We start from the raw sequence: 19,572 nt of genomic DNA, 5'->3' as shown, positions 1-19,572 counted from the left end.
TTCTTGTGTCTTATGCTCGGTAACGTTCTACGCCATCTAAATAAGTGGCTGCTAATTCCATGGTTGGTTCTAATACGATAAAGTCAGCATCGCGACCATTTGCAATCATGCCGCATTGATCATCAATTTTACAGCTGATCGCAGGAACTAATGAAGCCATCATAATTGCTTGTGCAGGTGTTGCAATACCCCAATCAACTACATTTTTAATTGCTTCTTTTAGTTTTAAAATACTTCCTGCTAAGTTCCCAGTTTCCAAACGAGCCGTTCCTTCTGCTACCACAACAGGAAATTCACCTAAATTGTAGTTGCCATCTGGCATACCGCCAGCCATCATGCAGTCTGTAATTAACGCAACGTGATCATGGCCCGCTTTTTCCATCAATACTTCAGCCGCTTGCGGATGTACATGGTGTCCATCACAAATTAATTCAGAGAAAACGTGTTGTAACGTTAACAATGCACCAACCATCCCTGGTTCACGGTGATTTAAGCCACGCATCCCATTATATGCATGAACAAAAACGCTAGCGCCTGCTTCAACTGCCACATCAGCTTCTTCTAAGGTCGCATTACTATGGCCTAAAGCAACAACGACACCTTCATCTGTAACGGTTTCAACAAATTCTTTCACACCATTACGTTCTGGTGCCAACGCAATTTTCTTAATAATTCCGCCTGAAGCTTCTTGCCATTCGTGGAATGTATCAAGGTCTGGATCTCCAAAATAACTTGGATTTTGTGCGCCTTTATGTTCTTCAGTAAAGAAAGGTCCTTCAAAGTAAATCCCTTGAATTTTTGCACCAGGTACTTCTTGGTAGACTTGACCAATCGTACGTGCAACGTCTGTTAAACGTTCTTTACTTGAAGTTAACGTTGTTGGTAAAAATGAAGTTACACCACAAGATAATAAGCCTTCAGACATCACTTTAATGCCTTCTGCATCGTTATCCATTACGTCATGATTCATGTAACCATGAATATGAGTATCGACTAAACCTGGGGCAATCCATTTGCCTTCCTCACGAATAATTTTTACGTCCCCTTGCGGTTCATCTTTTGTATAATTACCAAAGATACCATCCGTGATTTCTAAATAACCAGGTCCTTTAACATCGCTTTTTAAAAAGAACTTGTCTGCAAAGATAAATGTTTTCATCTTCATCCTTCTTTCTTTATTTTACTTACTTCAAAAGTACTCTTAATCAGTACAAAAGTCAAGAAATGGTGTAGACCTTTTAAGCAATTCTGAGGATTTTTTAAAGATTGCCACTTTCCACATTTTTCATTTGTTGTGCTAAGTTTAAATAACGTTCTGCTTCTTCGTGTTTATTCTTTCTCATTAAAACTAAATATTTTAGATTTAATAATTCACTTAAATAATAATAACTATTTTTTTTGCGGGCCCAAGTAATTCCTTGATCCACATAAATTTCGGCATCTTTTTCTGTATAATTTTTAAATAAGAAATCAGCATAATTAAAAAATATTTTCGTTAATTCTGCATTACTGCGTTCATTTGGCAATTGATTAAAATAATGAATACTCAAACTTAAAAATCGTTCTGCTTCTACTCGATTGCCCATGTAACCATAAGTGGCACCTAGACAACTAATTAATTGAATCTCTAAATCAGAAACATTTAACTTATCAGCTTTATAGGTGAAAGATAACCCTTTACGCAAGCTAGCAATAGCTTTTTCATAATCATTTAGAACAAACAATTCACAACTACCTAAATAATAATAATATTTTTGCCAGTCCGTATCTAAATACAATTGTTCTTCAATACGATTTTCCTTTAAATAATTTAATAATAATTGATATTTTTTATGGCGAAAATATTCAGCCATTTTTTCAAATGAATACGTAACAACGTGCACATCACCAGATTTATAACGCATAATCTGGTCAACAGTCACACCTAAACGATCACAAAGTTGTTGCATTACGAGAACGTTTGGCAACTCTTCATTGTTTTCAATGCGACTTAAAACACTTTGCGAACAGATGTCTTCTGATAACATTTTCTGTGTCAATTTTCTATTTTTTCTAATTTCTTTAATAACTGCACCTAAAGAATTCATCACAATAGCTCCTATTTATATCGGCCATTTTCCTTGCAAAATGGGGATTTTGTCAAAATATGCGAATTCGCATTATGCTTTTATTGTACTTTATTGCATAATATACTGCAAGAACATTATCTAAGGTTTTCTTAGAAAATAAATAGGTTCATTTTTATTAAAAAGGAGTGTTATTGTATGGCCGAAGAGAAAAAGGTTCACTTCATTTGGGAAAAAACAAATTATTCAGGCTTTGTGGAGAAGGAGTATGAAAATTCTTATCTCATCGTAGTAGCAAATCCTAGTCCTGATATGGAAGAAAAATATACCAACCGAATGATTATTAGTAAAAAAGCATGTGAAACCGCAGAATAGTATTGTTGATAAAACAAGAACTACCAAAAAATAGCTTCGTTAGAGGCTATTTTTTGGTAGTTCTTTTATTTTTGTTTGTAGGTACTTAAAAATTCACGCATTTTATCTGCTGTAGTTTTTAAGTCTTCCATTTTCGGTAAATAAACAATACGGAAGTGATCTGGTTGTTGCCAGTTGAACCCACCACCATGGACTAATAAAATATGATGTTTGTGTAAGAAATCTAAAACAAATTTTTCATCATCATAAATGTCAAATTTGGCCGTATCAATTTTCGGGAAAATATAGAAAGCTGCTTTAGGCTTCACGGCTGATAAACCAGGAATATCATTTATCGCATTGTAAATAAATTCTCGTTGTTCGTAAATTCTGCCACCTGGTAAAAGTAAGTCATCGACACTTTGATAGCCGCCTAATGCGGTTTGAATGATTTGTTGTGACAACACATTCGAGCATAACCGCATGGAAGCAAGCATATTTAGCCCTTCGATATACCCTTTTACTCGTGATTTATCTCCACTCAACACCATCCAACCGCATCGGAAGCCTGCCACTCGATGTGATTTTGACAAACCATTCAATGTTACGACAAATAAATCAGGTGCTAATGTAGCAATCGGTACATGAACCAAACCATCCATGACCAAACGATCATAAATTTCATCGGAGTAAATAATTAAATCATTTTGACGTGCCACTTCGACAATTTCTAATAATAACTCTTTCGGATATAAAGCACCAGTCGGATTATTTGGATTTATAATAACGATTGCTTTTGTATTCGAAGTTATTTTTGATTTTATATCATCAATGTCTGGATACCATTCTGCTTGCTCATCACAAATATAATGAACGGGTGTACCGCCCGCCAAAGAAACAGATGCAGTCCATAAAGGATAGTCTGGCATTGGCACAAGTACTTCATCGCCGTTATTTAACAAGCCTTGCATACACATGGTAATTAGTTCACTCACGCCATTACCAGTGTAAATATCATTAATCGTTACATTAGGAAATTTTTTTAATTGGCAATATTGTTCAATCGCTTTTCTTGCAGAAAAAATACCTTTTGAATCGGAATAACCTTCTGAATCGCGAACATTCACAATCATGTCGCGCACAATTTCATTTGGGGCATCAAAACCAAATGGCGCTGGATTCCCTGTATTTAATTTCAAAATACGTATGCCCTCTTCTTGCATGCGTTCTGCTTCTTCTAAAACAGGACCACGGACATCGTAACTTACGTTATTTAATTTATCAGATTTTTTAAAATTTCTCACACGGACTCCCTCGCTTCACAAATTTATACTCTAAAGTTACGCCAACTATAATGAAAAAGCAATAATAAATATCAGAATTTAATAAAAAATTGATGGTTTTTCCGTAATAAACAAGAGCGTGGGACAAAAATCACTTTGGATTTTTGCTCCACGCTCAAAAACTGATAAACGGCGGGAATAGAAGCAACTTCTTCGGAAATAAGCCGAAATTCTCCAAAAATTAAAGAACAATTTTTGGAAATTCCTTCTTATTTCTCGGAGTTAAACACTTCTGTCCCGACCTCTTGTTATACTAGTTGATGCAGATGATGGGACTCGAACCCACACGGACATCTGTCCACATGACCCTCAATCATGCTTGTCTGCCAATTCCAACACATCTGCATTTTAAGAGCACTTATTTATCCTAAAATAATTACTGGTCTTTGTCAAGATAACAAAGACCAGTAATTATTAGATTTGTTCTTTTTTCGCTTGCCAGGACAAACGCCCATGACATTTTCCGCAGACATATCGTGTCGTATCAATTCGTCGTTTTCTGAGGATGACTTCTCCACAAGACTGACATTGGTACTGATGGAAAACTGCTTTTTTCCGTTCTACTAGAGGCGGTGCATAACGGGCACCGCCAGTCTTAGCCAATAACTCTTTAAAGTCCTTATCTTTATGCTGATAGCCTTTGCCAGCTAAATGTAAATGATAGTGACATAACTCATGCTTAATGACTTTTTCCAGTTCCTCTTGTCCATACTTTAAAAAGACAGTTGGATTAAAATCCAGGTGATGCGAAGCTAAATGATAGCGACCGCCCGTAGTTTTTAACCGCCGATTAAATGTAGCTTGATGCAGAAAAGGTTTCTGAAAAAATACGATTGAAATTTTTTCCACTAGCGTTTGAAGCGCTTGATCTGTCATCAAGACTGGTTGAGACTCTTTCATTGTTACTCTTTTCTATCAGCACGAGGCAACATGGTTAAACTAATACGCCCCTTTTTCAAGTCAACATCTTCTACCCAAACTGTGACTACATCACCCACCGCAACAACATCCGTTGGGTGCTTAACAAATTTAGTACTTAACTTAGAAATGTGGACTAAGCCATCTTGCTTCACACCAATATCGACAAACGCGCCAAAGTCAATTACGTTTCGAACAGTCCCTTGCATTTCCATTCCTGGTTTCAAATCTTCCATTGTCAACACGTCTTTACGTAAAAGTGGCGCGGACATCTCATCGCGCATATCACGACCTGGTTGGATTAAACTAGCAATAATATCTGTGAGTGTTTCTGAACCAACTTCTAACTCAGTAGCTAATTGATTCACTGGTAACTGTTTCAATTTTTCGATAGCTTCTGCTGTCCCTAATTCTTTAGAAGCAATCTCTGCTTTTTCTAAAATTGCTTGTGCTACTGGATAACTTTCTGGGTGAATGCCAGTGTTATCTAACACATTTTTGCCATTAGGAATTCGTAAAAAGCCAATTGCTTGTTCAAATGCTTTTGGTCCTAAACGAGGTACTTTTTTGACTTGATTTCGTGCTGTAAAGACACCATTTTCATCACGATAAGTGACTAAGTTTTGCGCCGTTGTTTTATTTAAGCCAGAAATATGTTGTAAAAGTTGAGCACTCGCTGTATTCACATCAACACCAACTTGGTTTACCGCAGTTTCCACAACAAAATCCAATTGCTCGGCAAGACGTTTTTGCGATACGTCATGCTGATATTGACCGACCCCGACTGCTTTGGGATCAATTTTTACTAATTCTGCCAACGGATCTTGTAAACGACGTGCAATGCTGACCGCACTTCGTTCTTCGACTTGTAAATCAGGAAACTCTTTACGAGCCACTTCACTCGCAGAGTAAACGGAAGCCCCTGCTTCATTAACAATCACGTAAAAGACGTCCCGTTTCACCGCTTTTAATTGCTCTGCCACAAACAATTCAGATTCACGACTTGCCGTTCCGTTTCCAATAGCTACCATGTCCACTTGATAGTCTTCAATGATCTTTTTAAAGGCTGGACCAGCGGCTTCACGTTTCGCAGCAGTCGCTGGTTTATGTGGATAAATCACTTGAATTGCTAAAACTTTACCCGTTTCATCGACAACTGCTAATTTACAGCCTGTCCGATAAGCCGGGTCAAATCCTAGAACAACTTTTCCTTTAAGTGGTGACTGTAATAATAAATTACGTAAATTTTCACCGAAAATTGCAATCGCTTGTTCATCAGCTTTTTCTGTTAATTCATTGCGAATCTCCCGTTCAATCGCTGGTCCAATAAATCGTTTATAGCTATCTAAATAAGCAGCCTCAATGTATGGAGCAGCAAAACTTGTTGCTTGTTTGCCGATTAGTTGACGTTGGAAATAATCATTAATTTTTGTTTCATCAGCGACAAGGGAAACCTTTAAAATGTCTTCTTTTTCACCACGATTCGTTGCTAAGACACGGTGCGGCACCATTTTGCTAACTGGTTCTGCAAAATCGTAATACATTTCATAGGTCCGCTTTTCGTCTTTTTCTTCGTCCTTAACTACGCTAACGTATTGCGCATGTTTAACCATATAATCACGTAACCATGTTCGGTATTTTGGTTCATCGCTAATACGTTCTGCTAAAATTTCATGAGCACCTTGCAAGGCTATCTCGGCGGTTGCAACTTCTTTTTCTTCATTAATAAAAGTAGCCGCTTTAGCTAAGATATCCGCGTTTTCAGGTAAAGAGAGCAACCAATCTGCTAATGGTTCCAACCCTTTTTCTTTCGCGATAGTCGCTTTAGTCCGACGTTTTTGTTTATATGGTCGATATAAATCTTCCACTTGTTGCATTTTTACTGCTTTTTGAATATCTGTTTTGAGTTCTTTTGTTAGTTTTCCTTGCTCTTCAATTAAACGGAGAACTTCTTCTTTCCGCTTTTTCAAGTTTTGTAAATAATGATAACGTTCTTCTATTTCACGGATTTGGACTTCATCTAAACTTCCAGTCATTTCTTTCCGGTAACGGGCAATAAAAGGAACTGTATTTCCTTCATTTAATAAAGTTAAAACCGTTGTTATTTGTTTTGAACGATACGTTGTCAATTCTTTTTGAAGTAGCGCTACTACTTCTTCGTTATAAGCTTCTGCCATTAACTAGATACCTCTTTTCTTATGCATACTTATCTATTTTAGCATATTTTTGCTTCTAAATATAGAAGTGAGGTAACTGATTCGTGCGATTAAGGAATCAAAATTCTGGTTGCCACGCAGGGGTGCGTTTTTGATATTCGATATCTTGGACAATGCCTTTTTCATTAAAAATCACACCATGCACAGAGCCGCCAAAAATAGCACCACCATCTATCCCAATTTTTCCATCACTTTGCCAAAGGTCCGTGGTCTGCATATCACCATGTAACATCGGGGTAATGGTATGACCAAAAACAATGGTCTTGCCTGTATTATTTTTCCCTTGATGAAAGGGTTCGCGAATCCACAAAAAATCCTTAGGGGCTGTTTGCCGCCAATCTTCCATCGTTAAATCAACCCCAGCATGCACAAATAAGTAATGCTGCCATTCAAAATAAAGCGGTCGTTTTGTTAAAAAATCAATTAACTCTGGATAGCGACTACGGATCATTAAGGCCATTTCTGTTGGTGAGTATTCTGCAGTAGCTCCTGGATGTAAGAGACTTTCAATTGTTTCCTTGCCACCATTGCGAACATATCCTGCAAACCAGTCCTCTGGATTTTGAAGAAACTGCAAAAAATATTCTTCATGATTGCCTCGTAAATAAACAGCGTCGTGTTGCTCGACAAGTTCTTTTCCTTTGAGAAAACAGGCTTTAGAATGCGGACCACGGTCGTTTAAATCACCAATTAAAACTAGCTGATGCTCGACTGGGTCATAGTCTGTGAGTAAGGCATCAAACAAATCTGCTTGTCCATGAATATCACTGATTACATAAACATATGGTTTCATAAATAAGCCCTCCTAACTTGCTTATATTAAGTATACGCTAAATTTTAAAATATTCTCGTAAAATGTTTGGAAATAAGAAACGAAAATAGGACATAAGTCAAAACGACTTATGTCCCACTCTCTAAATCTTAAGATAATCAATTGAACAAAAGCAGCACCTACAATTACTCGTTGCAATTTAGCCTTCGAGAGTGATGAACACTTGGAGCTAACTGCTTTTGTCTCTGACTCGTTTGGTTTATTTTTTCTTCTTACCGCCAAACGCATCTTTCATTTTATCAAAGAAGCCTTCTTCTTGTTGTTCAGTTACATTCTGTCCGCCAGCTTTTGCAAAAGCTCGTAGGGCATCCTTTTGTTCTTCATTAAGATTTTTTGGTGTTATTAATTTCACCTTCACGTGTTGATCACCATTGCCCCCACCACGTAAACGTGGCGCACCTTTGCCTCTTAAGCGGAAGTTTGTGCCAGTTTGTGTTCCAGCCGGAATTTTTAATTTCACGTCACCATGAACAGTTGGGACAGTTACTTCGTCCCCTAGAGCCGCTTGGACGAAACTTACTGGTAAATCATAGTAGATTTCTGCGCCATCTCGATCGAAAATATCACTATCTTCAACACGAAAGACTACATATAAATCACCATATGGTCCACCATTGGTACCCGCTTCTCCTTGGTTAGCTAAACGCATTTGTTGACCGTCTTCTACTCCAGCAGGCACATTTACTTTGACAGTATGTGCTTTTTTCTCATGACCTGTGCCATGACAAGTTGGACATGGTTCTTTAATTTCTTTCCCTGTGCCATGACACACATCACAAGTTTGACGACTCATCATACGACCTAATGGCGTTTGACGTTCAACATTGATTGTTCCAGAGCCATGACATTTATGACAAGTTTCTGGGTGTGTGCCTGGTTTGGCGCCATTACCGCCACAGGTTGCACAAGTATCTTCTCGATTGTACTTAATCTCTTTTTCGACACCGAAAATAGCTTCTTCAAATTTCAATTGAATTGTATATTGTAAATCGGCGCCTTGTCTTGGTGCATTTGGATCAACAGAACGGCCACCGCCGCCGCCAAAGAATGAATCGAAAATATCTTCGAATCCACCAAAACCACTACTGCTAAATCCGCCGCCACCGAAACCGCCAAAGCCACCAGCGCCGCCACCGTAATTAGGATCAGTTCCTGCATGGCCATATTGGTCATAGGCCGCTTTTTTCTGTGGATCACTTAATACTTCATACGCTTCAGAAACTTCTTTAAATTTTTCTTCCGCATCGGCTTCTTTGTTAATATCTGGATGGTACTTTTTGGAAAGTTTGCGGTATGCTTTTTTAATTTCATCATCTGAAGCACCTTTTGCTAATCCTAGCACTTCATAATAATCTCGTTTCGTCGCCATTGACTTCCCTCCAACTTTCTTCAAACTTTACAATGTGTTTAGAACCAGCCAAATTCATCGATTGCTTTCGGTCTCTCTGGTTGGATTATCTGTCACACCTTGAATCAGTGTTACTAGCTGTGAATAGGTATTTTCAGCTTGTTTAACATCGTTGTAATCATACCACAGTTCTTTCAAAACCTAAATAGTTTCTTGCTAACTTGATTGTGGTTGATTTTCTCACAAAAGACAAGGGACTGGGACATTAGTCATTGTACTAATGATCCAGTCCCTAAAATCAATTGTTATTGATTATTTGTCATCACCATTTACTTCTTCAAAATCAGCATCAACAACATCATCAGCGCCACCTTGAGCAGCTTCAGGATTTTCTTGTGCTTGTTGTTGCGCAGCTTGTTCGTAAAGTTTTACTGTTAAGTTTTGGACGATTTCATTCAATGAATCACGTTTTGCTTTCATTTGTTCGATATCGTTTGCTTCGATCGCTGCTTTTAATTCATCACGCGCATCTTCTGCTTTTTTCACTTCTTCAGCGTCTACTTTGCCTTCTAATTCTTTCAATGTTTTATCAACAGTGAACAATAAAGCATCTGCATCGTTACGTAAGTCAACTTCTTCTTTACGTTGTTTATCTGCTTCAGCGTTTGCTTCAGCATCTTTCACCATACGTTCGATTTCATCATCAGATAAACCTGAAGAAGATTTAATCGTGATTGTTTGTTCTTTTTGAGTGCCTAAGTCTTTCGCACGAACATTTACAATCCCGTTTTTATCAATGTCAAAGCTTACTTCAATTTGTGGCACACCACGAGGAGCCGCAGGAATATCTGTTAATTGGAAACGACCTAATGTTTTATTATCAGCGGCCATTGGACGTTCACCTTGTAAAACGTGAATATCAACAGCTGGTTGATTGTCAGCAGCAGTTGAGAAGACTTGTGATTTACTTGTTGGAATCGTAGTGTTACGATCAATTAATTTTGTAAATACGCCACCCATTGTTTCAATCCCTAATGACAACGGTGTTACGTCTAATAAGACAACGTCTTTAACATCACCAGTGATTACGCCACCTTGGATTGCAGCACCCATTGCTACTACTTCGTCAGGGTTAACTGATTTGTTTGGTTCTTTGTTTGTTTCTTTGCGAACAGCTTCAACTACAGCTGGAATACGTGTTGAACCACCAACTAAAATAACTTCATCGATTTCAGAAGGATTTAATCCAGCATCTTTCAAGGCTTGACGTACTGGTACTTTTGTACGTTCAACTAAATCACTTGTTAATTCATCAAATTTTGCACGAGTTAAGTTCATTTCTAAGTGCAATGGTCCTGCTTCGCCAGCAGTAATAAATGGCAAGCTGATTTGTGTGCTTGTTACGCCTGATAAGTCTTTTTTCGCTTTTTCAGCAGCATCTTTCAAACGTTGTAACGCCATTTTATCGTTAGCTAAGTCAATGCCATTTTCTTTTTTAAATTCTGCAACCATGTAGTCAATGATTTTATTATCAAAGTCATCCCCACCTAGGTTGTTATCACCGGCTGTTGATAATACATCGAAAACGCCATCGCCTAATTCAAGGATTGACACGTCGAATGTACCACCACCAAGGTCAAAGACAAGAATTTTTTCATCTTTGTCTGTTTTATCTAAGCCATAAGCTAAAGCTGCTGCTGTTGGTTCGTTAACGATCCGTTCTACTTCTAAACCAGCAATTTTACCAGCATCTTTTGTTGCTTGACGTTGCGCATCGTTGAAATATGCAGGAACTGTAATAACTGCTTTTTCAACTTTTTCACCTAAATAGTCTTCAGCAAAACCTTTTAAATATTGTAAGATCATTGCAGAAACTTCTTGTGGTGTATATGATTTTCCTTCAACATCAACTTTGTAGCCAGCTTCACCCATGTGACGTTTAATAGATGAAATCGTGTTAGGATTTGTAACAGCTTGACGTTTTGCTACTTCGCCCACTTGAATTTCACCGTTTTTGAATGAAACGACCGAAGGAGTTGTGCGGTTACCTTCTGGGTTTGCAATAATTTTTGCTTCGCCGCCTTCTAGTACTGCGACAGCTGAGTTTGTTGTTCCTAAGTCAATACCAATAATTTTACTCATAGTGAATATCTCCAATCTGTATTAGTTTTCTATAATAATATATTTTTAATTAACGTTTGTTATTGTGCAACAATGACCATTGATGGTCGTAACACACGATCTTGTAATTTGTACCCTTTTTGTAGAACTTCAACAATGGTATCTGCTGGGGTTTCTTCAGAAGCAGGGACTGTTTGAACGGCTTGATGTAAATTTGGATCAAAGGTTTCACCCATTGCTGGGATTTCTTCAATTCCTTCTTCTTTTAAAGCCACAGTAATACTTTCTAGCACCATCGAAATACCTTTTTTCAAGCTTTCGCCTTGTTCATCTGATACTTCAATAGCCATTGCTCGTTCTAAATTATCAATGGATGGTAAAATCTTTTTACCTAAATCTTGTGAGCGGTAACGAACTAATAATTCTCGTTCGTTTTTATTTCGATTGCTCATATTAGCAATTTCGGCTCTTGCCCGCAAGAACTTGTCTTCCATTTCGGAAAGCTCTGCTTTAAGATTTTCAATCTCTGTTGCTTCAACTTCTACTTCAGAAACGCCAGCAGCATCAACAGCTTCCATTTCTTCTTGTAATTCTTCTTGCTTCTCTTCTTTTTTACTCACTTCAGCAACTTCCTTTCTCTTTATGCATCTACTTCTTATCCTAACAAGGTTTGCTTAATTACCTAAAAAACGGTAATAGTCACCTAGTTGTGAAGCTAGCTCATGTCGAAACGTGTCTACCAAACCGAATATTTTTGAATACGGCATACTGGTTGGTCCTAGCAGGGCAATTGTTCCTTTGCCATGTCCTGATACTTCATACGTAGCAGTGATCATGCTCATATCTTCTAAGAGATTGTTGCCAATTTCTGAGCCGATACGAAAAACAATTGGATTTTCTGTTGTTGCAGAACCATTTAATAAATGCGTCAGCTCATCAGAATTTTGCATAAAGGAATAGACAGATTTCAATTGTTCAATATCTTGTTTGATGCCAAAATCTAACAAATTCATGCGACCACCGACAAAGACTTTTTCTTCAAAGGCATGTCCTAACATCTCATCGAATAAGTTCATCATTCCTTCTGGCGTTTGGAAATAGCGATGTAAAATCATCGGAATCTCCGTCCGCAAACGATGATAAACGGTCAACAAAGGTTGTCCAACCAACTTATCATTGATGATTTGTGTCATTTTTTCAAGATCTTGGCTAGAAACAGCGGCAGGAATGGCAAATACTTGGTTTTCAACATTGCCTTTATCTGTCACTATAATAGCAAGGACTTGCCGATCATTCAAAGGAACCATTCGAAAGCCGGTTAATTTCCGTTCTTTCACTTCAGGTCCTAATGAAAAAGCAGTATAACTTGTCAATTCTGATAGAATTTCAGCTGATTGTCGAATAATATCATTAATCTCATGAAATTCTTTTCCAAAAGATTGACGGATTCTTCTAAGTTCGTTCTCTTCTACTTGTGTTGGTTGTAAAAGATGATCCACGTAGTAACGATAACCAGCCATTGAGGGGATTCGCCCTGAAGAAGAATGGGTCTTAGCTAATAAGCCGTATTCTTCTAATGCTTTCATATCATTACGAATTGTGGCAGAACTAGAGGCAATGCCATCCTCCATCAATTTCTTAGAACCGACAGGTAAGCCCGTGTTCGTGTAATTTTGGATGATAAGTCTCAAGATATTTTGTTGTCTTTCTGTAATCATCGTTATTACCACCCTTCATTAGCACTCTTAACATCTAAGTGCTAACTACATATACTAATATAACAAGTCCTTACCTTTTTGTCAAGGGAAATACGCAACTTTTTAGCACTCTTCACACAAGAGTGCTAATCGCTGCACACCACCTTCAAAAACCATCAATACCAACTTTTGTAATAAAAAAATCATCGAAATGCTTTGTCACACTTCGATGATTTTTTTATTTTTTTACTCTTTTTCACTTAACAAAAATGCTTCAAAAACATTATTCCCCACAAATAGTCCTTTTTTCGTTAAACGTAAGATATCTGCTTCTTCAATTAATAATTCTTCTTTGATTAAGCGTTGAATGACCTCTCCATAAATTGCTTCAATTGGTTCATGAAATTTTTGTTGGAATTTTTGTTTAGAAATGCCTACTTTTTTACGTAAGCCTAAAAATAACTCCTCTTCTATTTGATTTAGACGAGTTAATTCTTCGGTCTCCACAATTGGCAATTGATTTTCTCGTAAGGGTTTCAAATAATGTTGGATTGGACCGTGATTTTTGTAACGAGTTTGCCCAAGATAGCCGCTGGCACCTGCGCCAAATCCATAGTAGTGGTCATTATTCCAATAAGCCAGATTATGCTGGCTTTCTTTTCCTGTTAAAGCAAAATTACTAACTTCATATTGGTGACGTCCTTTTTTCTCCATTGCTTCAATCGTTTCGTCAAACATCTGTGCTTCGATTTCTTCTTCAGGCAGCTGTAACCGTCCTTGACGAACCCAGTTCATGAACATTGTTTTATTTTCAAGAATTAATGAATAAAGCGAATAGTGCGGCAAGTCCAATGCTAAGGCTCTTGTCAAAGTATCGCGAAAACTTTCCAATGTTTGTCCAGGTAAAGCATAGATTAAGTCAATACTGACATTGGTAAAATTTTCTTTCTCTAAAAATTTCATTGTTTCATAAACATCTGCAGCGGTGTGCTTGCGACCGATTTTTTTGAGCAAACGATCATCAAATGTCTGAACGCCCATCGAAAGACGATTGACGCCATAGTTTTTCATGACTTGTAATTTTTCTTGGGTTAAATCACCAGGGTTTGCTTCCACCGTAAATTCATTTCGGTCATCAAACGTTAGCTGTTCGCGAACCCCTTTTAGTAGCACATCTAACTGTTTCGCTGATAATGAAGTTGGCGTGCCTCCGCCAATATAGATGGTTTTCATTTCTTGTTCTGGATACAATGCTTGCGTAAGTTGAATTTCTTTTAATAAACTCTGAATATATTCATCAACTGGTTGTCCTTCTAAAAAGACCTTGTTAAAATCGCAATAATAACAAATATGCTCACAAAATGGAATATGAATATAGGCCGACCGATCGAACATCGGCGTTGAAGTTGAAAGTTGGTTTGTTTTGGTCATTAGCTCGTTTTATCTCCTTATTACCAAAAAGCTCGTTCTTTTTGGAAAGTCTCTACTAGCCATACTAACTGTAAATGACAAATAAATCCATAAAAAAATTCGCGCAGCCACTTAAAACAACAACGAGGAGCTGTCATAAAAACCGACACCTCCTCAACCTTGAAAGAAAAGTAAAAAAATTTTTCTATATATAATAGTACAAATCAGTTACAGTAATTGACCGTAACGTTTGACGTATAAAACTTTAATGAACGCAACCAGTGCTAAATAAGCAACAATTGTCGGGATTAAATACAAGAAATAGCTTGGTGATAAACCGACAAATCCTAGTTCTGCACCGAAAGCGGTAAAAGGTAATACAGTTCCGAGAACAATCCCTGCTGTAGTGACTAACGTCATAATTCCAGAAGCACTACTTTGAAGGAAAGGCATTTTTTCTGTTCGTAGGAAATGCAAGACGAGCATTTGGGACCATAAGGACTCAATGAACCACCCTGCATGGAAAATACCGATAAAGAGCAATTGATCTGCTCCATTTAATTCAAAGAATGAGCCACCTAGGATAGCCGGACACACAATGAAATACATAAATAAATAGGTAACAATATCAAAAATAGAACTCGTTGGACCAAACCAACGCATAAAATTACCAATTGATTTTGGTTCCCATTTTTTTGGTTTTTCTACGTATTCTTCATCTACTTTGTCCCAAGGAACTGACATACACGAAGTATCGTAAATTAGATTTAATAATAGCGATTGAATCGGAGCAATCGGTAAAAATGGTAAAAAGATACTTGCTGGGATCACGGAAAAAACATTGCCAAAATTAGAACTTGCTGTTAATTTGACGTACTTCATCGTGTTCGTAAACACACGCCGTCCAGATAAAATTCCTTTTTCCAAAACCATTAAATCTTTTCTCAATAAAATTACATCCGCCGATTCTTTCGCCACATCGACAGCTGTATCAACAGAGATTCCTACATCAGCAGCACGCATTGCTCCAGCATCATTTATTCCATCACCTAAAAAGCCAACAGTTTGACCATTTTCAGTTAACGCATTTACAATACGAACTTTTTGGTCAGGCGTAATTTTGGCGAAAATATTATACGCTTGAACGGTTTTTCTTAATTCTTCTTGGTTTAATTGTTGAAGTTCATTTCCTGTAATAATTTTTTCGCCAGCCAGACCAACTTCTTTACAAACAGAATGCGTCACATACTGATTGTCCCCCGTTAATACTTTCACAGCTACATTATGTTGATGCAAGGCTTGAATAGCTGCCGCTGCTGTTTCTTTTGGCGGATCCAAGAAGGCAAGATAGCCTTGTAAAATCAACTCTGATTCATCTTTAGTTGTATACTCCCATTCAGCCGCTTCGACTTTTTTATCGGCAATTGCTAGAACGCGCAAACCATCTCGATTTAAAGCTTCAACGTCTTTGGTAATTTTTTGACGCAGCGTCTCTGTTAAAGGCACAATTTCGCCATCTAAAAGTACCTGTGTGCAGACCAAGAGCATTTCTTCAACCGCACCTTTGGTAATTAAGCGTGTTTCTCGCGTTTTAAACTCTTTGATAATCACGCTCATTCGACGTCGATTGAAATCGAAAGGAATTTCATCTACTTTATAAAAATCATCTGATTGTATATCACTTTCTTGCGTCGCCGCTTGAATAACGGCGTTATCCATTAAATTACGCAAACCTGTTTGAAAATAACTGTTTAGAAATGCTAAATCCAAGACTTTTTGATCTTCTTGGCACCCAATATTATAGTGGTATTCTAAAATTACTTTATCTTGTGTTAAGGTACCTGTTTTATCCGTACAAAGTACATCCATCCCGCCAAAATTTTGAATGGCATTGACATTTTTCATAATCGTGCCTTCTTTAGCCATTTCTCGAGAACCTTTGACTAAATTGGTTGTTACAATCATAGGTAACATTTCTGGTGTCAAGCCGACAGCTGTGGCAATCGCAAACATTAACGCTTCCACCCAATCGCCTTTTGTTAACCCATTAATTAGAAAAACAGTTGGCGTAATGACCAACATAAAGCGAATCAACACCCACGTTGTTTTATTAATTCCTGTTTCAAAACTCGTCTGCTGCTGCTCTTCTCCGTTATCAGAAGCCATCCGTCCGAATAAAGTTTGATTACCAACTTTAATGACAATGCCCAAACCAGTGCCACTAATTACATTTGTTCCTAAAAACAAAAGATTGTCGTATTCTGTATCAATTTGATCACTATCTTTTTGATGAGTCGCGTGTTTTTCAATGGGAAAACTCTCTCCAGTCAAGGATGATTGGGAAACAAATAAGTCCTTAGATTGGATTAAACGTAAATCGGCTGGAATCATATCGCCAGCGGATAGTTGGACTAAGTCGCCACACACAACTTCCTCAATAGGAATTTCCATTTGCTTCTTGTCACGAATGACTGTCGCTGTAACTTTAATCATATTTTGTAATTTTTCAACTGCATTGCTTGATTTGACTGATTGTACAAAACTCATCGTGCCGCTTAAGATGACCATCGCTAACATAATTAACACGCCAGTCACATCTTTTTCCTCTGGCGCAGCATAGACATATTCTGTAAAAAATGAAATCGTGGCTAGTGCTAATAACACCAAAGTAAACGGCGTGATATACGATTTTATAAAAAGTCGCAGCCGTGAAGCTTTTTTTTCATTCATAATTTTGTTGCGGCCATAACGTTCTTGTAATTCTTCAATATCTTGGTGTTTAATGCCATCCCAAGTTGAGCCGAAACGTTGTAAAACTTTTTCTACTTCTGAATGGGCAAACTTTTTGTAACTATAGTCATGGCCCAAGTGACGCATTTTCTTTTCCATTTTCTTTCACCTCATTTATCTGTTGTTGACTTGAATTGACGATCGGTTCATCTTCCATTTTCCTCACCCTTTCCACAAAAAAAGACACGCTGAAAACTCAACGTGTCAAAGAATAATCGTTCTTATCGTTGAGCTTTAGCACTATACAACGTAAAAAGCGATTGCTTTTAGCTACCTTAAGAAAAGCCTTCATTCGACAGTTCCTGTTCTACCCATTGGCGTCTCTCGACATTTTTGGGCAGTAGCCTATGTTTGTATAGGAGCCTCACCTAACAAATCTTATTTAATTACAACAGCAAGTATAATTCTTCCTTGAAAAAATAACGATATAGAAAAAGTTTTTAGTAGATAACTTTTTGTCCATTCAGTAACAAAAAGAAAAATAATCCGCTTATTTACTATGGTTTTCTGGTATGATTCGTATTTATTCATAGAATCATAACTGGTTAAATTAATCTAAAGACCGTCAGATAGCCTTGTCGAGAAGCTTTTCTTCTGCTATTTTTTGTATAGTTAAAGAAACGGCGGTGAGGAAAATGAAATTACAACAACTAGAATATTTTATGGCAGTTTCAAAGTATGCGAGTTTTACTTTAGCTTCTCAAAAGCTCCATACGAGTCAACCTTATTTAAGTACCCAGCTCAAGGAGTTGGAACGTGAATTAGGTGCTTCATTAATTTTAAGAGACAAGAAACATTGTCGGCTTTCTCCAGCAGGCGAAGTCGTCGCCAAGCGAACAGAAATGATTTTTGCACTCATTAAGGAAGCGCAAGAAGAGATTAATGAATTAGTGACCCAAGGATCGACAACGACCATTCGGATTGGAACAAACTTAATTGATATAGATAAAGCATTTGGAGAAGTCTTGTTGTTATTTAATCAATCCTATCCGTATGTAAGTATTGATTTTAAGTATTATTACGATCTTGAAACAGCCTTGGAAACAGATTTAATTGACATTGGGATTGGGATATTTTTGGATACCTCGATTCCATTAGAGAAAGAATTAATTTATACAGAAAGCTATCTCCTTTGTGTCAATAAAAATCATCCTTTAGCCCATGCCGATAGCGTAACGATTGACGAAATTCGTTCTTTACCTTTTGCTGCATATTCCGATCAAGTATATGAAAAAAAAGTGTTTAAACGTTGGGAACGTAAAATCAATTGGGAAAATCGGCAAATCGTCATCGAACTTCCTTCTCTTCATTTAGTCTTAGACATGGTCCAACGAGAAAAAGCCTGTAGCATTCTTCCCTATTCACTCACTGATGAACTAAACAGACGTAACTTAGTTGGTATTCCTCTGGAAGATAGTCCAGAACGAGCCATCTATTTAGTTCAGAATAATCATCACGGACATTGTGAAGCACACCGTTATTTATTTGAACAATTACGTTATTTATTCTAGGAATAGAAAAAGGAGGAATTCCCATGGAACTATTTCGTTTACATTATTTTTTAGAGTTATGCAAAGTGAAACAATTTACTAAAGCAGCCGAAAATTTAGCAATTTCTCAAGCTGCATTAAGTAAGCAAATAAAAATTCTTGAAGCAACGTTAGGCGCTGAACTTTTTAATCGCCAAGGTCAAACTACCACCTTAACACCAGCTGGATTAATTTTAGAAAAATATTGTTGGCGCATCACCAATGAGTTGGTCTCAATTGAAGAAGAGCTAAAAGAAATTAATCATTCTTCCAACCATATTTATGTGGCCACTTATCTCTGTGATTTAGAATATAAATTGAATGACTTACTAATGACAACATTAACGGATCGTTCATCCAACTTACAAGTCCACACCATTATTACAGAAGATATTCTTCAATCCTTGGAAACAATGGATGCAGATTTTGGTATTTCCTTTGCTGACTTACCATTACCTGAACATATTGGTAAAATTGATTTATTTACAGCAAATTATCAATTCATTTTAAGAAACGATCATCCAGCTTTGGCAAAAGCTACGACGGAAGAAATTTTAAAAGAACTAACAATGTACCCCTTCGTCCGTTTAAATACCGAATTTTCCGAGCAAAACAAATTAACCAATTGGCTAGATACTACGTTTTCTAATTTTTCTCCAGAGAAAGTCATTCAAGTGGATACTCTTTCACTTATTACTCACTTGGTGTCTCATTCCGATAGTTTCGCTATTGTCCCCGAATACACAAATATTCAACTTTTAGACAATTCGATTCATACACTAACTTACCAAGAACTACCTAAACGAAACATGGCAGTTTATTATTTAAAAGAACGTTACATGAGTCGACAACTTCAACAACTTTTGGCTGAATGCCAAAAACAATTTCAATAGTAAAAACCAAGACTAGAGCTTGTCGGCAAGCGAGTTCCAGTCTTGGTTTTTATTT

At 37.3% G+C, this 19,572-nt stretch carries 16 protein-coding genes, 1 tRNA gene and 1 riboswitch; of the genes, 3 read left to right on the top strand and 14 right to left on the bottom strand.

Annotated elements, in window-relative coordinates; genetic code table 11:
• Window positions 1-10 precede the first annotated feature (10 nt).
• Both nagA and IGL23_RS05560 read right to left on the bottom strand, forming a co-directional pair.
• Window positions 11-1,159, bottom strand: a complete 1,149-nt coding sequence (gene nagA / locus IGL23_RS05565; protein WP_033594228.1) for an N-acetylglucosamine-6-phosphate deacetylase — start codon at window positions 1,157-1,159, stop codon at window positions 11-13.
• A 100-nt stretch (window positions 1,160-1,259) separates the two neighbouring features.
• Window positions 1,260-2,087 carry a helix-turn-helix domain-containing protein gene (locus tag IGL23_RS05560; protein WP_002381942.1) on the bottom strand — a complete coding sequence of 276 codons (828 nt, stop codon included), beginning with the start codon at window positions 2,085-2,087 and terminating at the stop codon, window positions 1,260-1,262.
• Between the two features lie 177 nt (window positions 2,088-2,264).
• Between IGL23_RS05560 and IGL23_RS05555 the strand changes: the two genes are divergently transcribed.
• Window positions 2,265-2,441: a hypothetical protein gene (locus tag IGL23_RS05555; protein ID WP_002357816.1), complete on the top strand. Its 177-nt coding sequence runs from the start codon at window positions 2,265-2,267 to the stop codon at window positions 2,439-2,441.
• A gap of 65 nt (window positions 2,442-2,506) precedes the next feature.
• On the opposite strand, the gene IGL23_RS05550 is transcribed toward IGL23_RS05555, so the two are convergent.
• The 12 genes from IGL23_RS05550 to mgtA form a co-directional block, all read right to left on the bottom strand.
• Window positions 2,507-3,724, bottom strand: coding sequence for a pyridoxal phosphate-dependent aminotransferase (locus tag IGL23_RS05550; RefSeq protein ID WP_002357817.1), 1,218 nt, complete (start codon window positions 3,722-3,724; stop codon window positions 2,507-2,509).
• A gap of 300 nt (window positions 3,725-4,024) precedes the next feature.
• Window positions 4,025-4,108: transfer RNA gene (locus tag IGL23_RS05545), tRNA-Leu, on the bottom strand.
• Window positions 4,109-4,177: 69 nt separating this feature from the next.
• Window positions 4,178-4,639 carry a SprT family protein gene (locus tag IGL23_RS05540; RefSeq protein ID WP_002365561.1) on the bottom strand — a complete coding sequence of 154 codons (462 nt, stop codon included), beginning with the start codon at window positions 4,637-4,639 and terminating at the stop codon, window positions 4,178-4,180.
• 26 nt (window positions 4,640-4,665) lie between these two features.
• A complete protein-coding gene (locus tag IGL23_RS05535) occupies window positions 4,666-6,858 on the bottom strand; it encodes a Tex family protein (RefSeq protein WP_002360465.1) in 2,193 nt (730 codons plus the stop codon).
• 97 nt (window positions 6,859-6,955) lie between these two features.
• Entirely contained in the window at window positions 6,956-7,690 is a 735-nt protein-coding gene (locus IGL23_RS05530) for a metallophosphoesterase family protein (protein ID WP_002369513.1), read from the bottom strand.
• A gap of 238 nt (window positions 7,691-7,928) precedes the next feature.
• On the bottom strand, window positions 7,929-9,098 hold the full coding sequence (dnaJ, locus tag IGL23_RS05525; protein ID WP_002357822.1) for a molecular chaperone DnaJ: 1,170 nt from the start codon (window positions 9,096-9,098) through the stop codon (window positions 7,929-7,931).
• Between the two features lie 54 nt (window positions 9,099-9,152).
• Window positions 9,153-9,275, bottom strand: a complete 123-nt coding sequence (locus tag IGL23_RS05520) for a hypothetical protein (RefSeq protein WP_002357824.1) — start codon at window positions 9,273-9,275, stop codon at window positions 9,153-9,155.
• Between the two features lie 114 nt (window positions 9,276-9,389).
• Complete coding sequence (gene dnaK, locus IGL23_RS05515) at window positions 9,390-11,219, bottom strand: molecular chaperone DnaK (RefSeq protein WP_002357825.1); 1,830 nt, start codon at window positions 11,217-11,219, stop codon at window positions 9,390-9,392.
• 59 nt (window positions 11,220-11,278) lie between these two features.
• A complete protein-coding gene (grpE, locus tag IGL23_RS05510; protein WP_002357827.1) occupies window positions 11,279-11,818 on the bottom strand; it encodes a nucleotide exchange factor GrpE in 540 nt (179 codons plus the stop codon).
• 54 nt (window positions 11,819-11,872) lie between these two features.
• Window positions 11,873-12,916 (bottom strand): heat-inducible transcriptional repressor HrcA, encoded by a 1,044-nt coding sequence (hrcA, locus tag IGL23_RS05505; protein ID WP_002357828.1) that lies wholly within the window; start codon window positions 12,914-12,916, stop codon window positions 11,873-11,875.
• A 225-nt stretch (window positions 12,917-13,141) separates the two neighbouring features.
• Window positions 13,142-14,290 (bottom strand): radical SAM family heme chaperone HemW, encoded by a 1,149-nt coding sequence (gene hemW / locus IGL23_RS05500; protein ID WP_002357829.1) that lies wholly within the window; start codon window positions 14,288-14,290, stop codon window positions 13,142-13,144.
• Window positions 14,291-14,533: 243 nt separating this feature from the next.
• A complete protein-coding gene (gene mgtA, locus IGL23_RS05495) occupies window positions 14,534-17,194 on the bottom strand; it encodes a magnesium-translocating P-type ATPase (RefSeq protein ID WP_033594942.1) in 2,661 nt (886 codons plus the stop codon).
• A 113-nt stretch (window positions 17,195-17,307) separates the two neighbouring features.
• Window positions 17,308-17,478, bottom strand: a riboswitch (M-box (ykoK) riboswitch).
• Between the two features lie 252 nt (window positions 17,479-17,730).
• On the opposite strand from mgtA, the gene IGL23_RS05490 reads away from it, so the two are divergent.
• Window positions 17,731-18,606: a LysR family transcriptional regulator gene (locus tag IGL23_RS05490; protein WP_002382245.1), complete on the top strand. Its 876-nt coding sequence runs from the start codon at window positions 17,731-17,733 to the stop codon at window positions 18,604-18,606.
• Between the two features lie 23 nt (window positions 18,607-18,629).
• On the top strand, window positions 18,630-19,517 hold the full coding sequence (locus IGL23_RS05485) for a LysR family transcriptional regulator (RefSeq protein WP_033594944.1): 888 nt from the start codon (window positions 18,630-18,632) through the stop codon (window positions 19,515-19,517).
• The last annotated feature ends 55 nt before the right edge of the window (window positions 19,518-19,572 follow it).

It is taken from the genome of Enterococcus sp. MSG3299, assembly GCF_050555765.1.
Lineage (GTDB): Bacteria > Bacillota > Bacilli > Lactobacillales > Enterococcaceae > Enterococcus > Enterococcus faecalis.
The sequence above is the reverse complement of the archived record's forward strand: the minus strand, read 5'-3'. Positions and strand labels throughout refer to the sequence as shown.

What these genes read in the sequence shown, in the direction of transcription:
- nagA (WP_033594228.1), bottom strand. Translation starts at nt 1,159, where the DNA reads ATGAAAACATTTATCTTTGCAGACAAGTTCTTTTTAAAAAGCGATGTT.
- dnaK (WP_002357825.1), bottom strand. Translation starts at nt 11,219, where the DNA reads ATGAGTAAAATTATTGGTATTGACTTAGGAACAACAAACTCAGCTGTC.
- IGL23_RS05490 (WP_002382245.1), top strand. Translation starts at nt 17,731, where the DNA reads ATGAAATTACAACAACTAGAATATTTTATGGCAGTTTCAAAGTATGCG.
- hrcA (WP_002357828.1), bottom strand. Translation starts at nt 12,916, where the DNA reads ATGATTACAGAAAGACAACAAAATATCTTGAGACTTATCATCCAAAAT.
- dnaJ (WP_002357822.1), bottom strand. Translation starts at nt 9,098, where the DNA reads ATGGCGACGAAACGAGATTATTATGAAGTGCTAGGATTAGCAAAAGGT.
- IGL23_RS05555 (WP_002357816.1), top strand. Translation starts at nt 2,265, where the DNA reads ATGGCCGAAGAGAAAAAGGTTCACTTCATTTGGGAAAAAACAAATTAT.
- IGL23_RS05540 (WP_002365561.1), bottom strand. Translation starts at nt 4,639, where the DNA reads ATGACAGATCAAGCGCTTCAAACGCTAGTGGAAAAAATTTCAATCGTA.
- IGL23_RS05560 (WP_002381942.1), bottom strand. Translation starts at nt 2,087, where the DNA reads ATGAATTCTTTAGGTGCAGTTATTAAAGAAATTAGAAAAAATAGAAAA.
- IGL23_RS05535 (WP_002360465.1), bottom strand. Translation starts at nt 6,858, where the DNA reads ATGGCAGAAGCTTATAACGAAGAAGTAGTAGCGCTACTTCAAAAAGAA.
- IGL23_RS05485 (WP_033594944.1), top strand. Translation starts at nt 18,630, where the DNA reads ATGGAACTATTTCGTTTACATTATTTTTTAGAGTTATGCAAAGTGAAA.
- hemW (WP_002357829.1), bottom strand. Translation starts at nt 14,290, where the DNA reads ATGTTCGATCGGTCGGCCTATATTCATATTCCATTTTGTGAGCATATT.
- IGL23_RS05530 (WP_002369513.1), bottom strand. Translation starts at nt 7,690, where the DNA reads ATGAAACCATATGTTTATGTAATCAGTGATATTCATGGACAAGCAGAT.
- mgtA (WP_033594942.1), bottom strand. Translation starts at nt 17,194, where the DNA reads ATGGAAAAGAAAATGCGTCACTTGGGCCATGACTATAGTTACAAAAAG.